This window comes from uncultured Flavonifractor sp., assembly GCF_944385615.1.
Classification (GTDB): domain Bacteria; phylum Bacillota; class Clostridia; order Oscillospirales; family Oscillospiraceae; genus Flavonifractor.
The window spans coordinates 32,255-49,701 of sequence record NZ_CALWXV010000005.1 but is presented as its reverse complement, the minus strand read 5'-3'; the positions used below and the strand labels follow the sequence as shown (position 1 = coordinate 49,701).

General features: G+C 61.3%; 19 protein-coding genes and 2 tRNA genes. 9 read left to right on the top strand and 12 right to left on the bottom strand.

Annotated elements, in window-relative coordinates; translation table 11 throughout:
• Positions 1 to 2: 2 nt before the first annotated feature.
• Together Q0J75_RS02855 and Q0J75_RS02850 are read right to left on the bottom strand one after the other, a co-directional pair.
• Complete coding sequence (locus tag Q0J75_RS02855; protein ID WP_297196593.1) at positions 3 to 1,412, bottom strand: sodium-dependent transporter; 1,410 nt, start codon at positions 1,410 to 1,412, stop codon at positions 3 to 5.
• 198 nt (positions 1,413 to 1,610) lie between these two features.
• Positions 1,611 to 1,988: a RidA family protein gene (locus Q0J75_RS02850; RefSeq protein ID WP_297196591.1), complete on the bottom strand. Its 378-nt coding sequence runs from the start codon at positions 1,986 to 1,988 to the stop codon at positions 1,611 to 1,613.
• 215 nt (positions 1,989 to 2,203) lie between these two features.
• Here Q0J75_RS02850 and Q0J75_RS02845 point away from each other — a divergent pair, with 215 nt between their 5' ends.
• Positions 2,204 to 2,917 (top strand): helix-turn-helix transcriptional regulator, encoded by a 714-nt coding sequence (locus Q0J75_RS02845; RefSeq protein WP_297196589.1) that lies wholly within the window; start codon positions 2,204 to 2,206, stop codon positions 2,915 to 2,917.
• A 57-nt stretch (positions 2,918 to 2,974) separates the two neighbouring features.
• Here the strand turns inward: Q0J75_RS02845 and Q0J75_RS02840 are convergent, their stop codons facing one another.
• The 3 genes from Q0J75_RS02840 to Q0J75_RS02830 form a co-directional block, all read right to left on the bottom strand.
• Positions 2,975 to 4,381 (bottom strand): Sapep family Mn(2+)-dependent dipeptidase, encoded by a 1,407-nt coding sequence (locus tag Q0J75_RS02840; protein WP_297196587.1) that lies wholly within the window; start codon positions 4,379 to 4,381, stop codon positions 2,975 to 2,977.
• A complete protein-coding gene (locus tag Q0J75_RS02835; RefSeq protein ID WP_297196586.1) occupies positions 4,368 to 5,039 on the bottom strand; it encodes a helix-turn-helix transcriptional regulator in 672 nt (223 codons plus the stop codon). Before Q0J75_RS02835 ends, Q0J75_RS02840 begins: the two co-directional genes overlap by 14 nt.
• A 70-nt stretch (positions 5,040 to 5,109) precedes the next feature.
• Positions 5,110 to 5,754 carry an L-fuculose-phosphate aldolase gene (locus Q0J75_RS02830; protein WP_297196585.1) on the bottom strand — a complete coding sequence of 215 codons (645 nt, stop codon included), beginning with the start codon at positions 5,752 to 5,754 and terminating at the stop codon, positions 5,110 to 5,112.
• Positions 5,755 to 5,885: 131 nt separating this feature from the next.
• Here Q0J75_RS02830 and Q0J75_RS02825 point away from each other — a divergent pair, with 131 nt between their 5' ends.
• Genes Q0J75_RS02825 through Q0J75_RS02810 form a run of 4 tightly spaced genes read left to right on the top strand, consistent with a single transcriptional unit; the run spans position 5,886 to position 10,010 of the window.
• Positions 5,886 to 7,088: an ATP-binding protein gene (locus tag Q0J75_RS02825; protein ID WP_297196584.1), complete on the top strand. Its 1,203-nt coding sequence runs from the start codon at positions 5,886 to 5,888 to the stop codon at positions 7,086 to 7,088.
• 36 nt (positions 7,089 to 7,124) lie between these two features.
• The gene (locus Q0J75_RS02820; protein WP_297196583.1) at positions 7,125 to 8,489 is read left to right on the top strand and encodes a TraB/GumN family protein; all 1,365 of its coding nucleotides are present in this window, start codon (positions 7,125 to 7,127) and stop codon (positions 8,487 to 8,489) included.
• A gap of 19 nt (positions 8,490 to 8,508) precedes the next feature.
• Positions 8,509 to 9,789, top strand: coding sequence for an amidohydrolase family protein (locus Q0J75_RS02815; RefSeq protein WP_297196582.1), 1,281 nt, complete (start codon positions 8,509 to 8,511; stop codon positions 9,787 to 9,789).
• Between the two features lie 35 nt (positions 9,790 to 9,824).
• Entirely contained in the window at positions 9,825 to 10,010 is a 186-nt protein-coding gene (locus Q0J75_RS02810) for an aspartate dehydrogenase (RefSeq protein ID WP_297196581.1), read from the top strand.
• Positions 10,011 to 10,071: 61 nt separating this feature from the next.
• Here the strand turns inward: Q0J75_RS02810 and Q0J75_RS02805 are convergent, their stop codons facing one another.
• The 5 genes from Q0J75_RS02805 to Q0J75_RS02785 form a co-directional block, all read right to left on the bottom strand.
• Complete coding sequence (locus Q0J75_RS02805; RefSeq protein ID WP_297196580.1) at positions 10,072 to 10,404, bottom strand: cupin domain-containing protein; 333 nt, start codon at positions 10,402 to 10,404, stop codon at positions 10,072 to 10,074.
• Positions 10,405 to 10,418: 14 nt separating this feature from the next.
• Positions 10,419 to 10,778, bottom strand: coding sequence for a DUF6483 family protein (locus Q0J75_RS02800; RefSeq protein ID WP_297196579.1), 360 nt, complete (start codon positions 10,776 to 10,778; stop codon positions 10,419 to 10,421).
• 13 nt (positions 10,779 to 10,791) lie between these two features.
• Positions 10,792 to 11,421: a LexA family protein gene (locus tag Q0J75_RS02795; protein WP_297196577.1), complete on the bottom strand. Its 630-nt coding sequence runs from the start codon at positions 11,419 to 11,421 to the stop codon at positions 10,792 to 10,794.
• 364 nt (positions 11,422 to 11,785) lie between these two features.
• Positions 11,786 to 11,870: transfer RNA gene (locus tag Q0J75_RS02790), tRNA-Tyr, on the bottom strand.
• 12 nt (positions 11,871 to 11,882) lie between these two features.
• Positions 11,883 to 11,958: transfer RNA gene (locus Q0J75_RS02785), tRNA-Thr, on the bottom strand.
• Positions 11,959 to 12,214: 256 nt separating this feature from the next.
• Between Q0J75_RS02785 and Q0J75_RS02780 the strand changes: the two genes are divergently transcribed.
• The 4 genes from Q0J75_RS02780 (at position 12,215) to Q0J75_RS02765 (ending at position 14,888) form a co-directional block, all read left to right on the top strand.
• Entirely contained in the window at positions 12,215 to 12,448 is a 234-nt protein-coding gene (locus Q0J75_RS02780) for a hypothetical protein (RefSeq protein ID WP_297196575.1), read from the top strand.
• The gene (locus Q0J75_RS02775; RefSeq protein WP_297196573.1) at positions 12,429 to 12,746 is read left to right on the top strand and encodes a sigma-70 family RNA polymerase sigma factor; all 318 of its coding nucleotides are present in this window, start codon (positions 12,429 to 12,431) and stop codon (positions 12,744 to 12,746) included. The genes Q0J75_RS02780 and Q0J75_RS02775 overlap by 20 nt, the downstream gene beginning before the upstream one ends.
• 98 nt (positions 12,747 to 12,844) lie before the next feature.
• Positions 12,845 to 14,215: an RNA polymerase factor sigma-54 gene (gene rpoN / locus Q0J75_RS02770; protein ID WP_297196571.1), complete on the top strand. Its 1,371-nt coding sequence runs from the start codon at positions 12,845 to 12,847 to the stop codon at positions 14,213 to 14,215.
• Between the two features lie 13 nt (positions 14,216 to 14,228).
• Complete coding sequence (locus Q0J75_RS02765; RefSeq protein ID WP_297196569.1) at positions 14,229 to 14,888, top strand: HAD family hydrolase; 660 nt, start codon at positions 14,229 to 14,231, stop codon at positions 14,886 to 14,888.
• A gap of 158 nt (positions 14,889 to 15,046) precedes the next feature.
• On the opposite strand, the gene Q0J75_RS02760 is transcribed toward Q0J75_RS02765, so the two are convergent.
• Both Q0J75_RS02760 and Q0J75_RS02755 read right to left on the bottom strand, forming a co-directional pair.
• Positions 15,047 to 15,835 carry an OAM dimerization domain-containing protein gene (locus Q0J75_RS02760; RefSeq protein WP_297196567.1) on the bottom strand — a complete coding sequence of 263 codons (789 nt, stop codon included), beginning with the start codon at positions 15,833 to 15,835 and terminating at the stop codon, positions 15,047 to 15,049.
• Positions 15,832 to 17,400, bottom strand: a complete 1,569-nt coding sequence (locus Q0J75_RS02755) for a lysine 5,6-aminomutase subunit alpha (RefSeq protein WP_297196565.1) — start codon at positions 17,398 to 17,400, stop codon at positions 15,832 to 15,834. The genes Q0J75_RS02760 and Q0J75_RS02755 overlap by 4 nt, the downstream gene beginning before the upstream one ends.
• Positions 17,401 to 17,447: the final 47 nt, after the last annotated feature.

Below are 17,447 nucleotides of genomic sequence, written 5' to 3'. Positions count from 1 at the left end.
CATCAGCCGATGCCGCCCAGAGCGGCGCCGGCCACCAGGGCCACAATGCACAGCGGCACATAAACCCACTTGCCAAAGGGGTGGAACCAGCCGCCGATGGGCTTATGGGCGCCCTGATTGACGGCATCCAGGGCGGTCTGTTTCTTCATGACCCAGAAGAACATGATCCCGGCCAGGGCCGCCCCGAAGGGACAGATATAGATGGACACCATGTCCATCCACTGGGAGGTCCAGGGCTGGATGAGCAGAGCCACCACCAAACCGATGGCGTGGACCACCAGCACAGAGGGCAGGCGGCCCAGCTTCCCCTTCTCCTGCAAAAAGGCCACAGGGGTCTCGTACAGGTTGATGATGGAGGTGGTGCCCGCAAACAAAACGGCAACGAAGAAGAAGGCGCTGATGGCCCAGCCGATCCCTCCCATGCCGTTGAATACGCCGGGCAGAGCCACAAACATCAGGCCGGGGCCCTTGTCGGTCAGCTCGCTGCCCGTGGTGGCCATGGCGGGGATGATGACAAACATAGCCACCAGAGCGGCCAGGGTGTCAAATACCGCCACATTGCGGGCAGAGGAGGAGAGCTCCACCTTCTTGCTCAGGTAGGAGCCGTAGATGACCGAGCCGTTGCCCGCCACCGACAGGGAGAAAAAAGCCTGTCCAAAAGCGTAGATCCACAGCTTCCAGTCCAGCAGTCCCTGGGGTTCCAGAGTAAAGATGAAGCGGTAGCCTTCCCCCGCGCCGGGCAGGGTAGCGATATACACCGCCAGCAGCAGGAACAGAACGAACAGCAGGGGGATCATGACCCGGCAGGCCCGCTCGATGCCCCCGGCCACCCCCAGAGCCATGATAACGGCGGACACCAGAACGGCCACAATGATCCAAACGCCGTTGCCGATGCCGAAAATACCGTTTTGGAGCATCATCTGGACGGCCTCTCCCAGCGTTTTGGCCTCGGGGGCGGCCGCTCCAAAGGTGCCGCCGATGGCGGCCGGGTCCTGTCCCAGGGCAAACAGCTGGCCGGTGAGGCTCATTTTGGCATACTTGAAGATCCAGCCCATGACCACCGAGTAGCCGATAGCCAGGCCCATGGAGCCGATGACCGGCAGAACGCCGATGGCCTCTCCCACCGTCCGCTTGCCCATCCGCTCCTGGGTGGCCTTGCCGAAGGAGCCCACGGGGCCCGCGCCGCCCCAGCGGCCCAGGGCAAATTCCTCCATGACGCCGGAGGCGCCGATGAGGATTACAAACAAGAAGTACGGAAGCAAAAAGGTCATGCCGCCGTACGTGGCAACCATATAGGGGAAGCGCCAGATGTTGGCCATACCCACCGCGGAGCCGATACAGGCCAGGATAAAGCCCAGCTTGCTGCTGAATCCGTCCCTGGCATTGTTGAGCTCGGGGTCAAAACTTGACATGGCAGCCCCTCCTTCCTCTCAAAAGATTGAATGATTCAAGAAAAGGCGCCCAACGAACTGTCTGGTGAGCTCGTGGGCGCCTCCATTGCATTTACTCTGCATACTTCCCCGCGATGCAGCGGCGTCAAATTGAGTGCCGTTCAGGGTTTCAGAAAGGCGCGGAAGGAACGCAGAGCAAGGACACCTTCCGGGTCCCAATTACTTGACGGCAATGACCTCGATCTCCACCAGAGCGTCCTTGGGCAGACGGGCCACTTCTACGGCGGAACGGGCGGGATAGTTGCCCTCGCTGAAGAAGGTGGCGTACACCTCGTTCATGGCGCCAAAGTTGTTCATATCGCTGAGGAACACGGTGGTCTTGATGACCTGGTCCATGCTCACACCGGCCTCGGCCAGAATGGCCTTCACGTTGGTGAGGGACTGACGGGTCTGCTCGGCAATGCCCTCGGGGAACGCGCCGGTGGCGGGATTGATGGGCAGCTGGCCGGAGGTGATGATGAGCCCGTCAATGGCCACAGCCTGGGCGTAGGGGCCGATGGCGGCAGGAGCCTGATTGGTGTTGACAATGTTCTTCATGTGGGGTTGCCTCCCTTCAAATTCTGAGATAAATTTATCACCACAAATCCAAAATGTCAATCATTTTCCATCGCCATACCGTAATATCCGGTTTCATACCCCTTCTTCTTTAACATTGTGAGAAAAATTTATCATTTTGGTTTGCCAAACCGGTGGAAATCCGCTATACTGTCTCTATCCTCCGCGATACACTCAACCAGATGAGAGGTGAGCGTATGGGCAACCCGCTGCTTTCCCATTATATCAGACTGACTGAATTTTTGGGCCGGGTCCTGGGGCCGGATTATGAGGTAGCCCTCCACGATCTGACCAACAAGGACCATTCCATTATTGCCATTGCCAACAACCACATCAGCGGCCGGGAGGTGGGGGCCCCCCTGACCAATGTGGCGCTGAAGGTGCTGAAAGACCAAAGCTATGACCGCATGGAGTACATGCTCCACTATCCCGGCGTATCGGCTTCGGGAAAGGCCCTGCGCTCCTCCACCTTTTTTATCAAGGATGGTGAGGAGCTGGTGGGTATGCTGTGCGTCAATTTTGACGACAGCCGCTATGAGGCGGTCATCCAGCAGGTGCTCCAGCTCTGCCACCGGGACAGCATGGTGGAGACCAGCTTCCAGTTTGACGCGGGCCAGAGGACCCATGCCCGACAGGACGCCCCCTCTACTGAGCGGTTTCACAACTCCATCCGGGAGGTGGCGGGAGACGCTGTGGCCCGGGAGCTGAAGCGCATGGACCTGACCGCCGATCAGCTGGACGCCGACGAGCGGCTGGGAATCGTGGCCGCCCTGGAGCCTCAGGGCATCTTTTTACTGAAAGGGGCGGTCAAGGAGGTGGCGGACGCTCTGGGATGCTCCCAGGCCACCGTTTACCGCTACCTGGCCCAGGTACGGAAGGAGAGCGCGGGTCCTGCCGGGCTGGACGATTGAATAGAGAAAAAGCGCCGTGGAATCATTCTGGATTCCACGGCGCTTTTTGTTTGAGCGTCAGCCGCACAGGTCGATGATGGCCTGGGCGAAGATTTTGGCGGCGGTGAGCTGGTCGGCGATGCAGGTGTGCTCGTCGGCGCCGTGCATGTTGCCGTTGAAGCCGGGCATGGCGCAGCCGAAGGCCACGCCGCCGGGGATCTCATGGACATAGGTGCCGCCGCCGATGGCCAGACACTCCCCCTTGTTGCCGGTGTACTGCTCGTAGCACTTGAGCAGGGTCTTGACCAGGGGGGTGTCGGCGGGGGTGTGGTGGGGGGCCTGCATACCGCCCTGGGCGGTAAAGCCAAACTTGGCAAAGGAGGCCTCGGTCACGTCCTTGCAGTTGGCCTCGGTGGCGCACACCGGCACCCGGCTGTCAAACTGGCCGGACAGGCCGGTGTCGTTCAGCTCCAGCAGAGAGAAGGCCACGGTGAGGGGGCCGGACAGCTCATCGGCCTGGGCAATGCCCAGGGCCTTGCCGGTGCAGTCCCCGTGGGGGAAGAGGGCGTTCAGAGCGTGGAGGGCGGCGGTGGAGCCCACCTTGGCCAGGGGCAGGGTGCACAGCAGATGGATCAGGCCGGTGATGGCGTTGATGCCCTCCTCCGGGGTGGAGGCGTGGGCCCCCTTGCCCTTGCACAGGATATGCAGGTCGTCCCCCTGCTGGGTGAGCACATAGGTGACGCCGGTCTCAGCGGCGGCCTTGTCACAGTAGGGTTGGGCCGCCTCCGCCGACAGGCCTGCCACCACGCACTGAGCCTCGGGGGGCAGTACGTTGATGCGGAAGCCGCCGTGGAGCTCCTTCACCCGGGGGGTGGCGCTCTCCGTCGCCCAGGTCTTGGTGAACACCGGCTTATAGCTGCCCTTCTCCAGATTGATGACGGGGAATTCTCCGTCGGGGGAGAAGGTGCAGGGAGCGTAGGGCTCCTTGCTGTAGTAGTAGGCGATATCCTCCGAGCCGCTTTCCTCGTCGGTGCCCAGCAGCAGCCGGACGTTTTTCTTCAGGGGTACCCCCAGGTCCTTGACGGCCTGCATGGCCAGCAGTACGGCGGCCACCGGGCCCTTGTCGTCGTCGGTGCCCCGGCCGTACAGCATCCCGTCCACCTCGATGGGCTCATAGGGCTGGGTCACCGTCCAGCCGGTGCCCTCTCCCACCACGTCCAGGTGGCACAGGATATGGAGCTGGGTCTCCTGGTCGTTGAAGTCCACGGCTCCCACATAGTTGTCATAGTTTTTGGTGCTAAAACCCAGTTCCTGGGCCAGGCGCAGCCCTTCCGCCAGAGCAGCAGCAGGGCCGGGGCCGAAGGGCATACCGGGCTGGGCCTCCTCCCGGACGCTGCGGATGCGCACCAGCCGGGAAATGGCCTCCACCAGCTGCTGCCGGCGGGCCGGATCGTCAAAATAGGCGTTGATTTTATCCTGATACATGGGTTTCGTCCTCCTTTGGTTGTTCCTCCTCGCCGGCGGCGCCGGTCAGCTCCCCCAGGTATTTGTACACCGTGTACCGGGACACTTGGAGCCGCTTGGCCACAAAGGGCACCGACTTGCGGAAGGAAAAGGCGTTCTTCTGGTCCAGCAGGGCGATGATCTTCATCCGGTCCCGCTTGGTGAGGGCGTTCACCGGCTTGCCCACCGCCGCCAGACATTCCTCAAAGATCTGGGTGAGCTGGCCCTCCCCGCCGTGCCACATGGCGCTTTGCAGATCGGCCTCGGCGCTCATCAGATCCACCAGAATACGGTTGGCGTACACCAGAGAGCTGTAATCAAAATTGATGCCCAGGGCCAGATTGAAGTCCTCCCCGATGAGGTGGAAGGTGCTGCTCTTGATCTGCTGGCCCGAGGGGGTGGTGGCGTAGAGGTTGACAAAGTCGGTGACCAGAGCGTCCCGGTCCAGCTCCCTGGCGGTGCCCAGAATGTCCATGGTGGAGCCCACCGTCCGCCCGGAGACGTGGCCGTTGTAGATGGACAAAATGGGGTGCCGGGGGTCCCCCATGTCGTGGACCAGAGTTTCGCAGGTGGAGCCGAACATCTCCGCGATCCCCCGGGCGGTGCGGTCCAGAAATTCAAAGGCTTCCTCCCGATCCATTGGTTCACTTCCTCTTAAGTTTGGTTTCCAGTCCAGATTGTACTCTGAACAAAGGGAAAATGCAAGGCTTCTACGCCTGCCGGTAGCTCTGGAACTTGCCCAGCACCGCGTCCAGCTGCTCCGGCGTCAGCTGCACGCCGCCGCCGGCCAGCCTGGTGTGGTAATACACTTTGGCCAGAAACTCCAGCTGCTGGGCGGCGTCAAAGGCAAAGGACAGGCTGCCTCCCACCGACAACAGGCCGTGGTTGCCCAGCAGACAGGCGTTATAGTCGGTCTTCATCCCCTCCCAGGCCGCCTCGGCCAGCTCCAGAGAGCCGAAGGGGTAGTAGGGGATACAGGGCACCTGCCGTCCGGCGTAGGCCACCAGATAGTGGACCGGCTCAATAGACCAGCCCAGGCAGGCCAGCACAGTGGCAAAGGTGGAGTGGGTGTGGACCACCCCGTTGACGTCGGGGCGGCGCTGGTAAAACAGCCGGTGGAGGTCCAGCTCGCTGGAGGGCTTCCGGTCTCCCTCCACAATATTCCCCTCCAGATCGGTGACCACCACGTCGGCGGGGGTGGTGGCAAAATAGTCCATGCCGGAGGGGCTGATGGCCATCAGGCCGCTCTCCCGGTGAAAGACGCTGAGATTGCCGAAGGTACCATCGGTGAGGCCGGTGGTCACCAGCTTTTTGCCGTACTCCACCACCAGCTCCCGCTGCTCCCGCAACAGCATCTGCAACACATCCTTTCTCAAACAAAGCGATGCCTCAAGGATACGGAAAACCGGGGCGCAAGTCAAGCCTTTGGATTGACAGGCAGAGTTATAACATATACAATGAAACTATCAGTAAGGAGGATTATCCCATGTCCTTTGAAACCCTGCGCTTTGCCCTGGGTGGCGTTGCCGCTTACCGCCATATCACAGAAACAACGCAGTTACAAACCGTGCGCGCGCTGCTGGACAAGCTGTCCCAAAAGGACAGCGCCGGCGCCGCCGAGGAATATGCAAAACTTTTCTACACCCTGCGCTCCGGCGGGTACGCCGGACTGGGGGACTGGCTCCACGACCAGCTGCGCTATACCAAATCCCCCTATGCCCTGCTGGCCGAGCAGGGGGGCTCCGACCCCGCACTGGAGGAGGCTGCCCGCCGGGACACGGCCCTGTTTACCCTGCTGTGTGAGCTGGACTGCGGCCAGCTCATCTCCGCCATGGGGGAAGGGGCCCCTCCCGCCCTGCTGCCGGTGCTGGAGGGCCTGCCCCGCTGGCCCGCCGGATGCCCCTTCACCTTTGCATCCCTGACCCAGTTCTACCGCACCCACGGCTCCGGCCTCTTTGCCCGCAGCCGGGCCTTTTTGTGGGAGGACGGGGAGCTCTTCCCGGTGGAGGAGCCCGACTGTCCCGGCCCCGACGAGATGCTGGGCTATGAGCTCCAGCGGGACCAGGTCATTGCCAACACCCAGGCCCTGCTGGAGGGCCACCATGTCAACAATGTACTTCTCTTTGGAGACAGCGGCACCGGCAAGTCGGCCACGGTCAAGAGCCTGCTTTCCCGGCCCGGCTTTGAGGATTTGCGGCTCATCGAGGTACAAAAGGAGGGGCTGGCCGATATGCCCCGGCTGATCCGCACCCTAAGCGGGCGGCGGCTCAAGTTCATTCTGTTCATCGATGATCTGGCCTTCGATCAGGACGATACCACCTATTCCGTCATGAAAACTATCCTGGAGGGCGGCCTGGAGCGCCGCCCGGCCAACGTGGCCATCTATGCCACCTCCAACCGCCGCCATCTGGTGCGGCAGACCTTCTCTGACCGGGCGGGGGACGAGGTGGACGCCAGCGAGACCATCCAGGAAAAGACCTCTTTGGCCGAGCGGTTCGGCCTGCGCATTCCCTATCTGGCCCTCAACAAGGCGGACTTTTTGGACCTGGTGGAGCAAATGGCCGCCCAGTCCGGGATCACCATGGACCGGCAGGCCCTGCGTACCGGGGCCGACCGCTGGGAAATGCGGCACCCCGGAAGAACGCCCAGAACGGCCAAACAATACATAGCCAGCCTCAGCCTGGCATAAACGGTTCCCTGTCCCAGAAAGGAAAGGAGTTTTATTATGAAACTGCATCTTGTCAAAAAAATTCTGGCGGGTACGCTTTCCGCCGCCCTGCTCTCCCTGCCCGCCCTGGCGGCTCAGCCCCAGCAGCCAGCCCTCTGGGCGGTAGACCAGCTGGCTGACAGCTACGCCCTGGGCCTGGTGGACGATGACTATGCCTCCTACATCCAGGACCCGGTTACCTTGGAACAGCTGGAAGCCATGACCGATGTGGTAGCAAATAAGCTGGCCCTGCTGGAGCTGGACCAGCGGACGGCGGACACCGTGGGCCTGGTGGTGGACACCACCAGGGGCGGCGTGATGAACGCCCTTTACCAGGAGGCCGCGGCCTATGACCTGCCCGGGGTGGAGGAGGGAGCTCAGGCCTTTCTGACCAGCCTGGGAGTGGTCCAGGGAGGCTCCGGCAGCGCTCTGGCTCTGGACCGGACCTGTACCTATCAGGAGGCCATGGTCATGGCCAACCGGCTGATTCTGGCGGTCTATGATGAACAAGACGCCGGTTCCAAGGGCCTTTTATGGAAGGCCACCAACGGGGAGAATACCTTGTATCTGCTGGGTACCATCCATCTGGACCGGGACAATGTCTATCCCCTCCACAAGTCGGTGCGGGAGGCCCTTCAGGCTTCCGAGGAGGTCATCTTTGAGCTGGACCTGAACGATCAGGAGGGGATAGCCCTGCTCCAGAGCCTCCAGACCTACAGCGACGGCACTACCCTGGCCGACCACATCAGCCCCGAGCTCTATCAGCGGGTGCAGACCATGGCCGCCACCCTGGGCATGGGGTCCAACGATCTGGACCTCTACAAGCCCTGGGCTCTGGCCTCCACCTTCTCCACCCTCTCCCTCCAGAATGACACTACGGGGGCCAACGCCATGGCCATCGACAGCTACATCAACGCCGCAGCAGTCAACTCTGGCAAGGCTATCGGCGCGGTAGAGACCTACGCTTTCCAGGGCGGCATCTTTGACGGTCTGTCCACCGAATATCAGCAGGCCTATCTGAATTCTTCCCTCACCGTCTTGGAGGGGGTGCTGTCTGGCACCACCGCTGCTCCTGCCGACGAGGCCTATCTCCAGGCCCAGGAGGAGATGATCTCCGGCATGTTCGCCGCCTGGAAAGACCGGGACCCGGAGGCCTTTGGAAAAGTCTATAACAAGACGGCCATCATCAACAGCGACGACGAGCTCAACTCCAAGCTCTTTACCGAGCGGGACCCGGGCATGATCCAGGCTGCCGCCAACTATCTGGAGACTGAGGGCAGCCACACCTATTTTATGGCGGTGGGCGCAGGCCACATGGTGGACCCCGGCGGAATCGTCAGCGGTTTGCAGGAGTTGGGTTATACTGTAGAGTTGGTTCCCTGACCCCGGAAAGGAGCATCTTATGATCCTGAAAGGAACCTTTCTTCACACGCCCGCCCTGGGGGAACTGGAGATCCGCCCCAACGCCTATTTGGTCACCGAGGGCCGGCAGGTGGCGGGGCTGTATGATACGCTGCCCCCTCAGTATGAGAACCAGCCGGTGACCGACTGGGGGGACGCTCTCATTATTCCTGCCTTTACCGATTTGCACATCCACGCCCCACAGATCGTCAACCGGGGGATCGGCTACGACAAGCAGCTGCTGCCCTGGCTGGAGACCTACACCTTCCCGGCGGAGGCCCGCTTTGCCGACCCGGTCTTTGCCGACAGAGCCTGGAAAGCTTTCCTGAACAAGCTGTGGGCGGTGGGTACCATGCGCTTTTCCGCCTTTGCCACCATCCATAAGGAGGCGGCCTGGCGCCTGATGGAGCTGACCGAGCAGTCCGGCCTGCGGGGCTTGATCGGCAAGGTGAATATGGACCGCAATGCGCCCGACGACCTCCGGGAGGACACCGACGCCTCCCTGGCGGACACGGAGGAGCTGATTTGCCGCAGCCGGGAGGAGCTTAAGCATACCGGCTTTATCCTCACCCCACGGTTTGTCCCCTCCACCACGGCGCGGCTGATGGAAGGCCTGGGCGGGTTGGCAGAAAAATACGACCTGCCCGTTCAGTCTCATCTATCAGAAAATCCCAGTGAAGTAGCATGGGTATCCCAGCTTCACCCGGACATTCCCACCTATACTCAGGTATACGACTGCTTCGGCCTGCTGCGGCAGGACAAGACCATCATGGCCCACGCCATTTATCTCTCTGAGGGGGAGAAGGCCCTGCTGAAGGACAGGGGCACCATGCTGGCCCATTGCGCGCTGTCCAACGTCAATCTGTCCAGCGGCGTCATGCCTCTGCGGCAAAACCTGTCCCAGGGGCTTCGGTGCTGTGCCGCCAGCGATGTGGCGGGAGGCCACACCGCCGCCATGACCCGCACGGTCACCGCCACGGTACAGACCTCCAAGCTGAACTGGATGACCCACCCCGACCAGTCCCCCCTCTCTCTGGCGGAGGCCTTCTATCTGGCCACCCGGGGAGCAGGCGCGTTTTTCGGGGATGTGGGGGCCTTTTTGCCTGGCTACGAATTTGACGCCCTGGTGCTCCGTCCCACGGAATTGGACGCCCTGGTGGAGCGCACCCCCTTTGAACAGCTGGAGCAGTTCCTCTGCGATGGGGACGACCGGAGCATTGCCGCCCGTTACTGCGCTGGGGCGCTGGTTCCCCAGCCTTTCCCAAATAGCACCAGGGGGTGAGGGCCCTGTTCCGCCGCAAAAAAGAGGAGGCTCCGGTGGAGTATGACCGGGCCAACTGGACCCCTGCCGTCCGCCGCAGCATCTGCACCGGCGAGCGGGAGGGCGGCCTGCGCAACCTCCACACCGGCCAGTTTCGCTCTGAGTGCTGTATCCGCACACAAAAAGACCTGGAGGCCTTTCAGCGGAAATATGGTGTGGACCATCTGCCGGAATTTTATTAAAAAACAAAACGCTCTGTTTTATTTCACTGAGATAAAACAGAGCGTTTTATTATGCCAAACGTTAGCTATGCTGGGGCACTACCGCGAAAAAGAGCAAATCTTCCGTTCCGTCGTTCATCAGAGTGTGGGCATGGCCCTCCGGGCAGTAGTGACAGTCGCCGGGGCCAAGGTGCTCCTCCACGCCGTCACAGACAGCCTTCCCGCTGCCGGAGAGGATGTACAGAATCTCGCTGTTTCCGGTGTGGGTGTGCAGGCCGATGGTGGCGCCGGGCTCCAGCCGGTTGCGCATGATGCGGTTGTGGCCATCGGCCAGAAAACGGCTGTAGGTAATCTTTTCACCGCCCTTGAATTGGGGCATAGCGGTCTCTTCCATCTGATCGAAACAGAGTTTCATAACAGTGCTCCTCCTTATAAAATCACGCCGAAGCGCCCGGCCAGCTCCTGTAACCCCTCCTGGAGTTCCTCCCGGTCAAAGCCGGCCTCCTCCAGCTGCTGATCGGTCAGGCCGTTGAGGCGGGTATAGAAATCCACCGCCACCTCCAGATAGCGCAGGTCGGACCAGTCGCTCTCCTGAAAGAGCAGGTCCTCAGCGCCCCCCACGTCTCCAGCAGCGATCCGCTCCACCAGTTGGAAATGCAGGGCGTCCAGAGCTGAGTCCTCCGCCTCGCCGGTGGGCAGGTAGTCGGTGGAATCCTTGTTCAGCACCAGCTTGGCCAGAGAGCGGGCCAGACCATCGATCTGCCGCAGCATCCAATCGTCTGTCAGCATGTCAGATTCCTCCTTACAGCTCCCGTACCAGCTTGACTGCCACGCCGACGATACGGGCCAACCCCTGCTCAAAGTCCTGCAAGGGAATGATCTTAGGTTCATAATAGGGATTTTCCGGCTGAAGAATGACCATCCCCTTCTGACAGCGGAACCGCTTCAGGGTGGCGTCCTGCCCATCCACCAGGCAGGCCACGATCTGGCCGTTTTCCGCCGTGGATTGCCGCCGGATCAGCACCAGATCTCCGTCCCGGATGCCGGCGTTGATCATGCTGTCGCCGGTGACCCGGAGATAGAAGTGCTCTTCCGGGTCGGGCACGTTGGCCACGGCGTAGCCCTCGATTTGCTCGCTGGCCAGAATGGGCATTCCCGCCCGGATCACGCCCAAAATGGGGACCACCGGCTCCCGCCGGGCGGCGGAAGGGGGCTGGCGGGGCACGTTAAACCCCTGCAGCCACAGCGGGTCCACCCCCAGAGCGCGGGCGATGGCGGCAGCGGTACCGATTTTGGGCTCTCGCTGTCCCAATACATAGCGGTTCAGGGTCTGAGGATTCATATTCAGCCGGTCCCCAAGCTGTTCATAGCTGAAACCGGACTCTTCCATCAGGCTGCGCAGACGGGCGCCAAAGGTGCTCTCCTGCTCCATACCGTACTCCCTCCTGTCCCATTTGTGGGTCTATTCTACCACATTTTATCACCAAACGCAACATCATTCGACAAAAAATGATTGACTTCTATCTCCGTTTGGTGTTATTATAGCTGTGCGATAGAACGAAAGTTCCAAATGTGGATGAATTTATCACCGTTTGGAGATTTCAAAGAAGCACCGCCGCGGAAAGGAGGGAAGCGGACAGCGAGGGGGAGCGGTGGGATACAAAAACTGCCCCGCCTTTTGGCGGGACAGTGACGGCTGGAGGATGGGATGACAGTGGCAAAAAGGCATGACTTAAAATTACAAAAAATTACATATAACTCCAATAAAAAACGCCCCGCCTATCGGCAGGACGTTTTGGTGGAGGAGGGTGGATTCGAACCACCGAAGCGAATCGCAACAGATTTACAGTCTGCCCCCTTTGGCCACTCGGGAACTCCTCCATATGAACTTGTTGGAGCTGGTGGACGGACTCGAACCCCCGACCGGTTGATTACAAATCAACTGCTCTACCAACTGAGCTACACCAGCAAACCAGCTCGTCCACAGCGAATGTTATTCTAACAGACGAAGGGGGATTTGTCAAGGGAAAAAACGATTTTTTCAAAAATTTTTGGAGGGGGAATGGGTATCCGGCCACAGGTGTGGACAGACCCGCTGCGGGACGTGCAGCGGGTCCCTCCGGCAGGGTGGTGCAGCCAGTGCGGTCTGGAACTTTACGGTGAGGAGCGTGAGCTGTGCGCCCACTGCCGGGCAGAGTATATAGATAGAGAAAAGGGGAAGAGGCATGACACTACAGGAGTTATCAGTACAATACCGGGCAGGCGCGGAGACCCTGCGGCAGAGGGTGCGGCTGCTGGAGCACCAGCGGCTGGGAGAGACCGACGTCCACAGCCGGAGGCTGCTGGAGGAGCGCATCCGGCGGCTGGAGACCATTTGGCGGGAGTCCAGGGACCTGGCCGTGCTGTGTGAACGCTACTATGACAGGGGGTATCACTGCAATGTCCGGTACACGGTATAGAAGAGGCAGGGACTTTGCCGCCGATATGGCGGTCTATGTCCGGGACATGGCAGAGAGCAACTCCGAGCAGATGGGCAGGCTCCGCCGCAATGTGATGCTGGCGCTGCGGGAGGATGTGACCCCCCGGCAGCGGGAGTGTATGGAGCTCTACTATCATAAGCGGCTCAATATGCGCCAGATCGCCGAGCTGATGGGGGTGGATAAATCCACCGTTTCCCGCACCATCAAGCGGGGAGAGCGGCGTCTGTGCCGCTGCCTGCGCTATGGAGCCGAGCAGCTGCTGAAGCTCCCGGAGTGAGACGTTTTTCTATAGGGTGAACGGTTGAAATAGAGGGGGCGTCCATGGTATACTTTCTTCCGGGAAACCGCGAATATGGGCGAAGGGAGGAAGCTGCCTTGGAACTGAATCTGACGCAAAAGCAGACCCAGACCCTCTCTCCCCAGATGATGCAGTCTATGGAGATCCTGCAAATGGGGTCTCAGGAGCTGCTGGAGTATATAGAGGAGGCCGTACAGGAAAACCCGGTGCTGGAGCCGGAGGAGCGCTACGACCGGGCGGACGAGAGCGATCAGCTCCATCGGAAGCTGGAGTGGCTGGAGTCCACCGATCCCCAGAACCGCTATTACCACCAGCAGGATACCGAGGAGCAGGACGACCGGCTGGGCAACTACGGCACCCTGGAGGACCAAGAGGACAACCTTTATTATTATGTGCTCTCCCAGCTGAAGACGCTGGAGCTGCCCCCGGAGGTGGCGGAGGCGGGAGCCTTTCTGGTGGAGAGCCTCAATGCCAATGGCTGGCTGGACGAGCCTATGGAAATCCTGGCCGCCGACTACGGCTGTTCCATGGAGGTGCTGGAGCGGGCGCTGGCGGCGGTGCAGTCCTTGGAGCCCGCCGGAGTGGGAGCCCGGGACTTGTCCGAGTGCCTGCGCTTACAGCTGCTCCGCCGCGCTCCGGTGGACTGGCTGGCGGTCCGTATTGTGGACAGTCAGCTGGACGCTCTGTCCAAAAGCCGCTACGGCCTCATTGCCCGGGAGCTGAAGGCCGCGCCGGAGGAGGTGCGGGCCGCCTGTGAGCGCATCCGTAGCCTGAATCCCCGGCCGGGCACCGGCTTTGCCGCACGGGAAAATCTGACCTACATCAACCCGGATATCATTGTGGTCAGCTTTCCCGACCACTTTGAGCTGCTGACCAACGATTACTATTTTCCCCATCTGGGCATCAGCGGATATTATACCCGCTTACTAAAGGAGAGCGACGACCAGCAGGTCAAGGACTATCTGACCGGCAAGGTGAAACAGGCCAAGTGGATGGTCCACGCCATCGAACAGCGCCGCTCTACCCTCATGTCCTGCGCGGGCTGTATTCTGGAGTTGCAGGAGGCCTTTTTCCGGCAGGGGCCGGGCCATCTGGTGCCCATGTCCTTGGCCGACGTGGCGGGACGCATCGGCGTCCACGAGTCCACAGTGAGCCGGGCGGTAAAGGACAAGTATATTCAGTGCTCCATGGGGGTCTATCCCCTGAGCTATTTCTTTTCCCGCAGCCTGGGGACGGGAAGCGGGGGAGAGGAGGCCGCATCCCCGGACGCGGCCAAGGCGCTGTTGAAAAAGCTCATCGCCGGAGAGGACAAGAAAAAGCCCCTGTCCGACCAGAAGCTGTGTCAGATGATGACCGCCCAGGGCTGTCCTCTCTCCCGGCGTACCGTGGCCAAGTACCGGGACGAGCTGCACATCCCCAGCACCACGGGGCGAAAGCAATACGAATGAATTGGGAGGAAACATGGAGTTTCACGGGGTATTTTTTGATTTTGACTATACATTGGGGGATGCCACTGAGGCCATTGTCACCGGCTTCCGGTACGGCTTTGACAAAATGGGGCTGCCCCTGCCCCAGCGGGAGCAGGTGCGCCATACCGTAGGCCTGACCCTGGAGGACGGATACACCGCCCTTACCGGAGACGACCAGCCGGAGCGACGGGCGGAGTTCCGGCGGCTGTACACTGAAAAGGCCGCCCCGCTCCAGGTGGAGGTGACCAAGCTCTTTCCTGGGGCGGCGGAGCTGCTCTCCGCCCTGAAGGCGGCGGAAATCCCGGCGGGAGTGGTAAGCACCAAGCGCACCGACACGCTGCGGGCGGTGCTGGAGGCCAGAGGGGTGCTGCCCTATCTGGTGTCCCTCACCGGCGGTGATCTGGTGGACCGGCCCAAGCCGGACCCTCAGGGGCTGCTGGCGGCGGTGGCGGCCCAGGGGCTGAAGCCGGAGCAGGTGCTGTTCTGCGGCGATACCCTCATCGACTGTGAGACCGCCCACCGGGCGGGGACCCATTTCTGCGCCGTCCTCAACGGCACCACCACCCGGCAGGATTTTGCAGCCAGCGGCCTGCCGGTAGACTATATGGCGGAGGACCTGTGGGCGCTGAAGGCCTGGCTGGGGCTGAAATAAAAGAACAGATGTAAGAACAGAAGCGCCGGGGCGGTTGGCTATCAACCGCCCCGGCGTTTTGTGCTTCTTACATAGGAACAACGGGGCCCCCAGTCAGGGACCCCGTTGTCCTACAGAGAAAAAGAGGGGAAAAAGAGGAGAAAAGGAAAAATCAGAGGTTATTTGCCCAGACGGCGGACCATTTCCTTGGCGCAGAAGGTAGCCACGTCATCGGCGTAGGTACCGGCGCCAAAGCCGGCGTCATAGCCCAGCTCCTTGGCCAGGGCGTGGGTAATGCGGGCGCCGCCGCAGCAGAAGATGTATTTCTCACGGACGCCCTCGGCCTCGGCCAGCTCGATGAGCTCGGTCAGGTTCTGGATGTGGACGTCCTTCTGGGTAACGGTCTGAGAGACCAGCAACACATCGGCGTTGACCTCGGCAGCCTTGCGGAGGAACTCCTCATTGGGCACCTGAGAGCCAAGGTTATAGGCCTCAATCATCTCATAGCGCTCCAGGCCGTAGTGACCGGCAAAGCCCTTCCGGTTCATGATGGCGTCGATGCCCACGGTATGGGCGTCGGTGCCGGTGGAAGCGCCTACCACCACCAGCTTGCGGCCCAGCCGCTCCTTCAGGAACTCGTCGGTCTCGTCCATGCCCATGGCCTCATCGGCCACGGTCTGCACCACGATCTCGTTGTAGTTGATGGAGTGGGTCAGGGAGCCATACACCACATAGAAGGTAAAGCTCTCGTCCAGCTTCTGGCGGAGGGCCACATTGGGGTCGGCCAGACCCATCTTCTGAGCCATCAGCACGGCCGCCGCCGCGCCCTTGTCGTCGTCCTTGACAGGCAGGGTGAAGGAGAGCTGCACCTTGCCGTCGTTCATGGTGTCGCCGTAGGGTTTCAGCCGGGTCAGGTCCAGCGTGGTGTCCAAATCTTTGTCACGAATCTGATACAGTCCGGAACTCATTTGCCGACACCCCCTTTCATCATGGGCTCAAGGAAGGGGTTGAAGTACCCGGCGGCCTTGCTTACCACGCCGTCCAGGCCCTTGCCGCCGTCCCGGGGACGCTTGATGTCGGCAAAGATGCCCCGCTCCAGGGTCTCGAAAATGCCCAGCTGCTCGATCTGGCCCAGCAGATCGGTGGCCTTGTGGAGCACGTCGGCCGCCCGGTTCTGCATGATGCCGCCATCCTTGAAGACAATCTCGCTGCCCAGGTCGTGCATGGTGCGGAAGATATACTGGGCGTTCTGGATGGCCAGGAAACGGTCGGACAGGAAGGGGGTGTGGATGGCCTCGGTCATCATGCCCAGCAGGTGGATCTTCTGGTTGGTAAGGATGGTCACCATGTTGAACAGGGCGTCCTGTACCTGGCCCCGGAAGATGTTGCCCGTCATGAACTTGGTGGGGGGCATATACTTCAGGGGGGCGTTGGGGAAGATCTCACGGGCCATTTCGGCCTGGGCCAGCTCATAAAGGAAACCGTTCTCCACGTCGGGGTCGATCTCGAAGGCATGGCCAAGGCCCATCTGCTCCTCGGGTAGGCCGGCCCGCAAGGCAAAGGCCTCGTTAAGGAACTGGGAGGCCAGCACGGTGTGGGCTTCCTCCACCGCGTCGGCGGTGGTCAGATAGTTGTCCTCGCCGGTGTTGATGACCACGCCGGCATAGGCGTTGATAGCCCGGGAGAAGGACTGGTCCACCAGAGTGCGCTGCATATTGATGTCCCGGAAGAGGATGCCGTACAGAGCGTCGTTGAGCATCACGTCCAGACCCTCAAAAGCGCCCATAGCGGCAATTTCGGGCATACACAGGCCGGAGCAGTAGTTACACACCCGGATGTAGCGGCCCAGCTCCTCGCCCACCTTGTCCATGGCCTCACGCATCAGGCGGAAGTTCTCCTGGGTGGCGTAGGTGCCGCCGAAGCCCTCGGTGGTGGCGCCGTAGGGCACGTAGTCCAGCAGGGACTGGCCGGTGGTGCGGATAACGGCGATGACGTCGGCGCCCTGGCGGGCGGCGGCGGTGGCCTGCACCACGTCCTCATAGATGTTGCCGGTGGCCACGATCAGGTAGATCCAGGGGCCCTGCTTCTCACCGCCGTGGCTGGCGATGAAGTCCTCCCGGCGTTTGCGGCGGGCGCGGATCTTGGCCAGGCTCTCCTCCACGATGGGGTCCAGAGCCGCGTGGATCTCGGCCTCGCTGTGGGTGGGCAGAGCGGTCAGGTCCAGCTTGTCGCTGGCGATATCCTCGGCGATGGCCTGGGGAGTCTTACCGGTCTCCACCATGGCGTTGCCGATCCAGAAGGCGGCGCCCTGGGGCAGCGCGCCCTTGTCCATCAGGTGCTCTACCACCACGTTGGGCAGGGGGACATCGGCGCTGTCCACCCCGTCGATGCCCAGCAGGCGGCAGATGGTGCGCTCCACGGCCACGGTGGTGCAGCCGTCGATGAAACGCTGGGTGTCGTCCGCCACCCGGGAGGCGTGGGCGCGGGCCTGTTCGACCAGCTTAAAATCAAGGTTCAGCTTGGATTCCAACATAAATCACTTCCATTCTCTGTAACTTAAAACGGGGGGCAGCGGACCGC

Coding starts and splice junctions, on each gene's coding strand:
- Q0J75_RS02855 (WP_297196593.1), bottom strand. CDS start 1,412: ATGTCAAGTTTTGACCCCGAGCTCAACAATGCCAGGGACGGATTCAGC.
- Q0J75_RS02850 (WP_297196591.1), bottom strand. CDS start 1,988: ATGAAGAACATTGTCAACACCAATCAGGCTCCTGCCGCCATCGGCCCC.
- Q0J75_RS02845 (WP_297196589.1), top strand. CDS start 2,204: ATGGGCAACCCGCTGCTTTCCCATTATATCAGACTGACTGAATTTTTG.
- Q0J75_RS02840 (WP_297196587.1), bottom strand. CDS start 4,381: ATGTATCAGGATAAAATCAACGCCTATTTTGACGATCCGGCCCGCCGG.
- Q0J75_RS02835 (WP_297196586.1), bottom strand. CDS start 5,039: ATGGATCGGGAGGAAGCCTTTGAATTTCTGGACCGCACCGCCCGGGGG.
- Q0J75_RS02830 (WP_297196585.1), bottom strand. CDS start 5,754: ATGCTGTTGCGGGAGCAGCGGGAGCTGGTGGTGGAGTACGGCAAAAAG.
- Q0J75_RS02825 (WP_297196584.1), top strand. CDS start 5,886: ATGTCCTTTGAAACCCTGCGCTTTGCCCTGGGTGGCGTTGCCGCTTAC.
- Q0J75_RS02820 (WP_297196583.1), top strand. CDS start 7,125: ATGAAACTGCATCTTGTCAAAAAAATTCTGGCGGGTACGCTTTCCGCC.
- Q0J75_RS02815 (WP_297196582.1), top strand. CDS start 8,509: ATGATCCTGAAAGGAACCTTTCTTCACACGCCCGCCCTGGGGGAACTG.
- Q0J75_RS02805 (WP_297196580.1), bottom strand. CDS start 10,404: ATGAAACTCTGTTTCGATCAGATGGAAGAGACCGCTATGCCCCAATTC.
- Q0J75_RS02800 (WP_297196579.1), bottom strand. CDS start 10,778: ATGCTGACAGACGATTGGATGCTGCGGCAGATCGATGGTCTGGCCCGC.
- Q0J75_RS02795 (WP_297196577.1), bottom strand. CDS start 11,421: ATGGAGCAGGAGAGCACCTTTGGCGCCCGTCTGCGCAGCCTGATGGAA.
- Q0J75_RS02780 (WP_297196575.1), top strand. CDS start 12,215: ATGACACTACAGGAGTTATCAGTACAATACCGGGCAGGCGCGGAGACC.
- Q0J75_RS02775 (WP_297196573.1), top strand. CDS start 12,429: ATGTCCGGTACACGGTATAGAAGAGGCAGGGACTTTGCCGCCGATATG.
- Q0J75_RS02765 (WP_297196569.1), top strand. CDS start 14,229: ATGGAGTTTCACGGGGTATTTTTTGATTTTGACTATACATTGGGGGAT.
- Q0J75_RS02760 (WP_297196567.1), bottom strand. CDS start 15,835: ATGAGTTCCGGACTGTATCAGATTCGTGACAAAGATTTGGACACCACG.
- Q0J75_RS02755 (WP_297196565.1), bottom strand. CDS start 17,400: ATGTTGGAATCCAAGCTGAACCTTGATTTTAAGCTGGTCGAACAGGCC.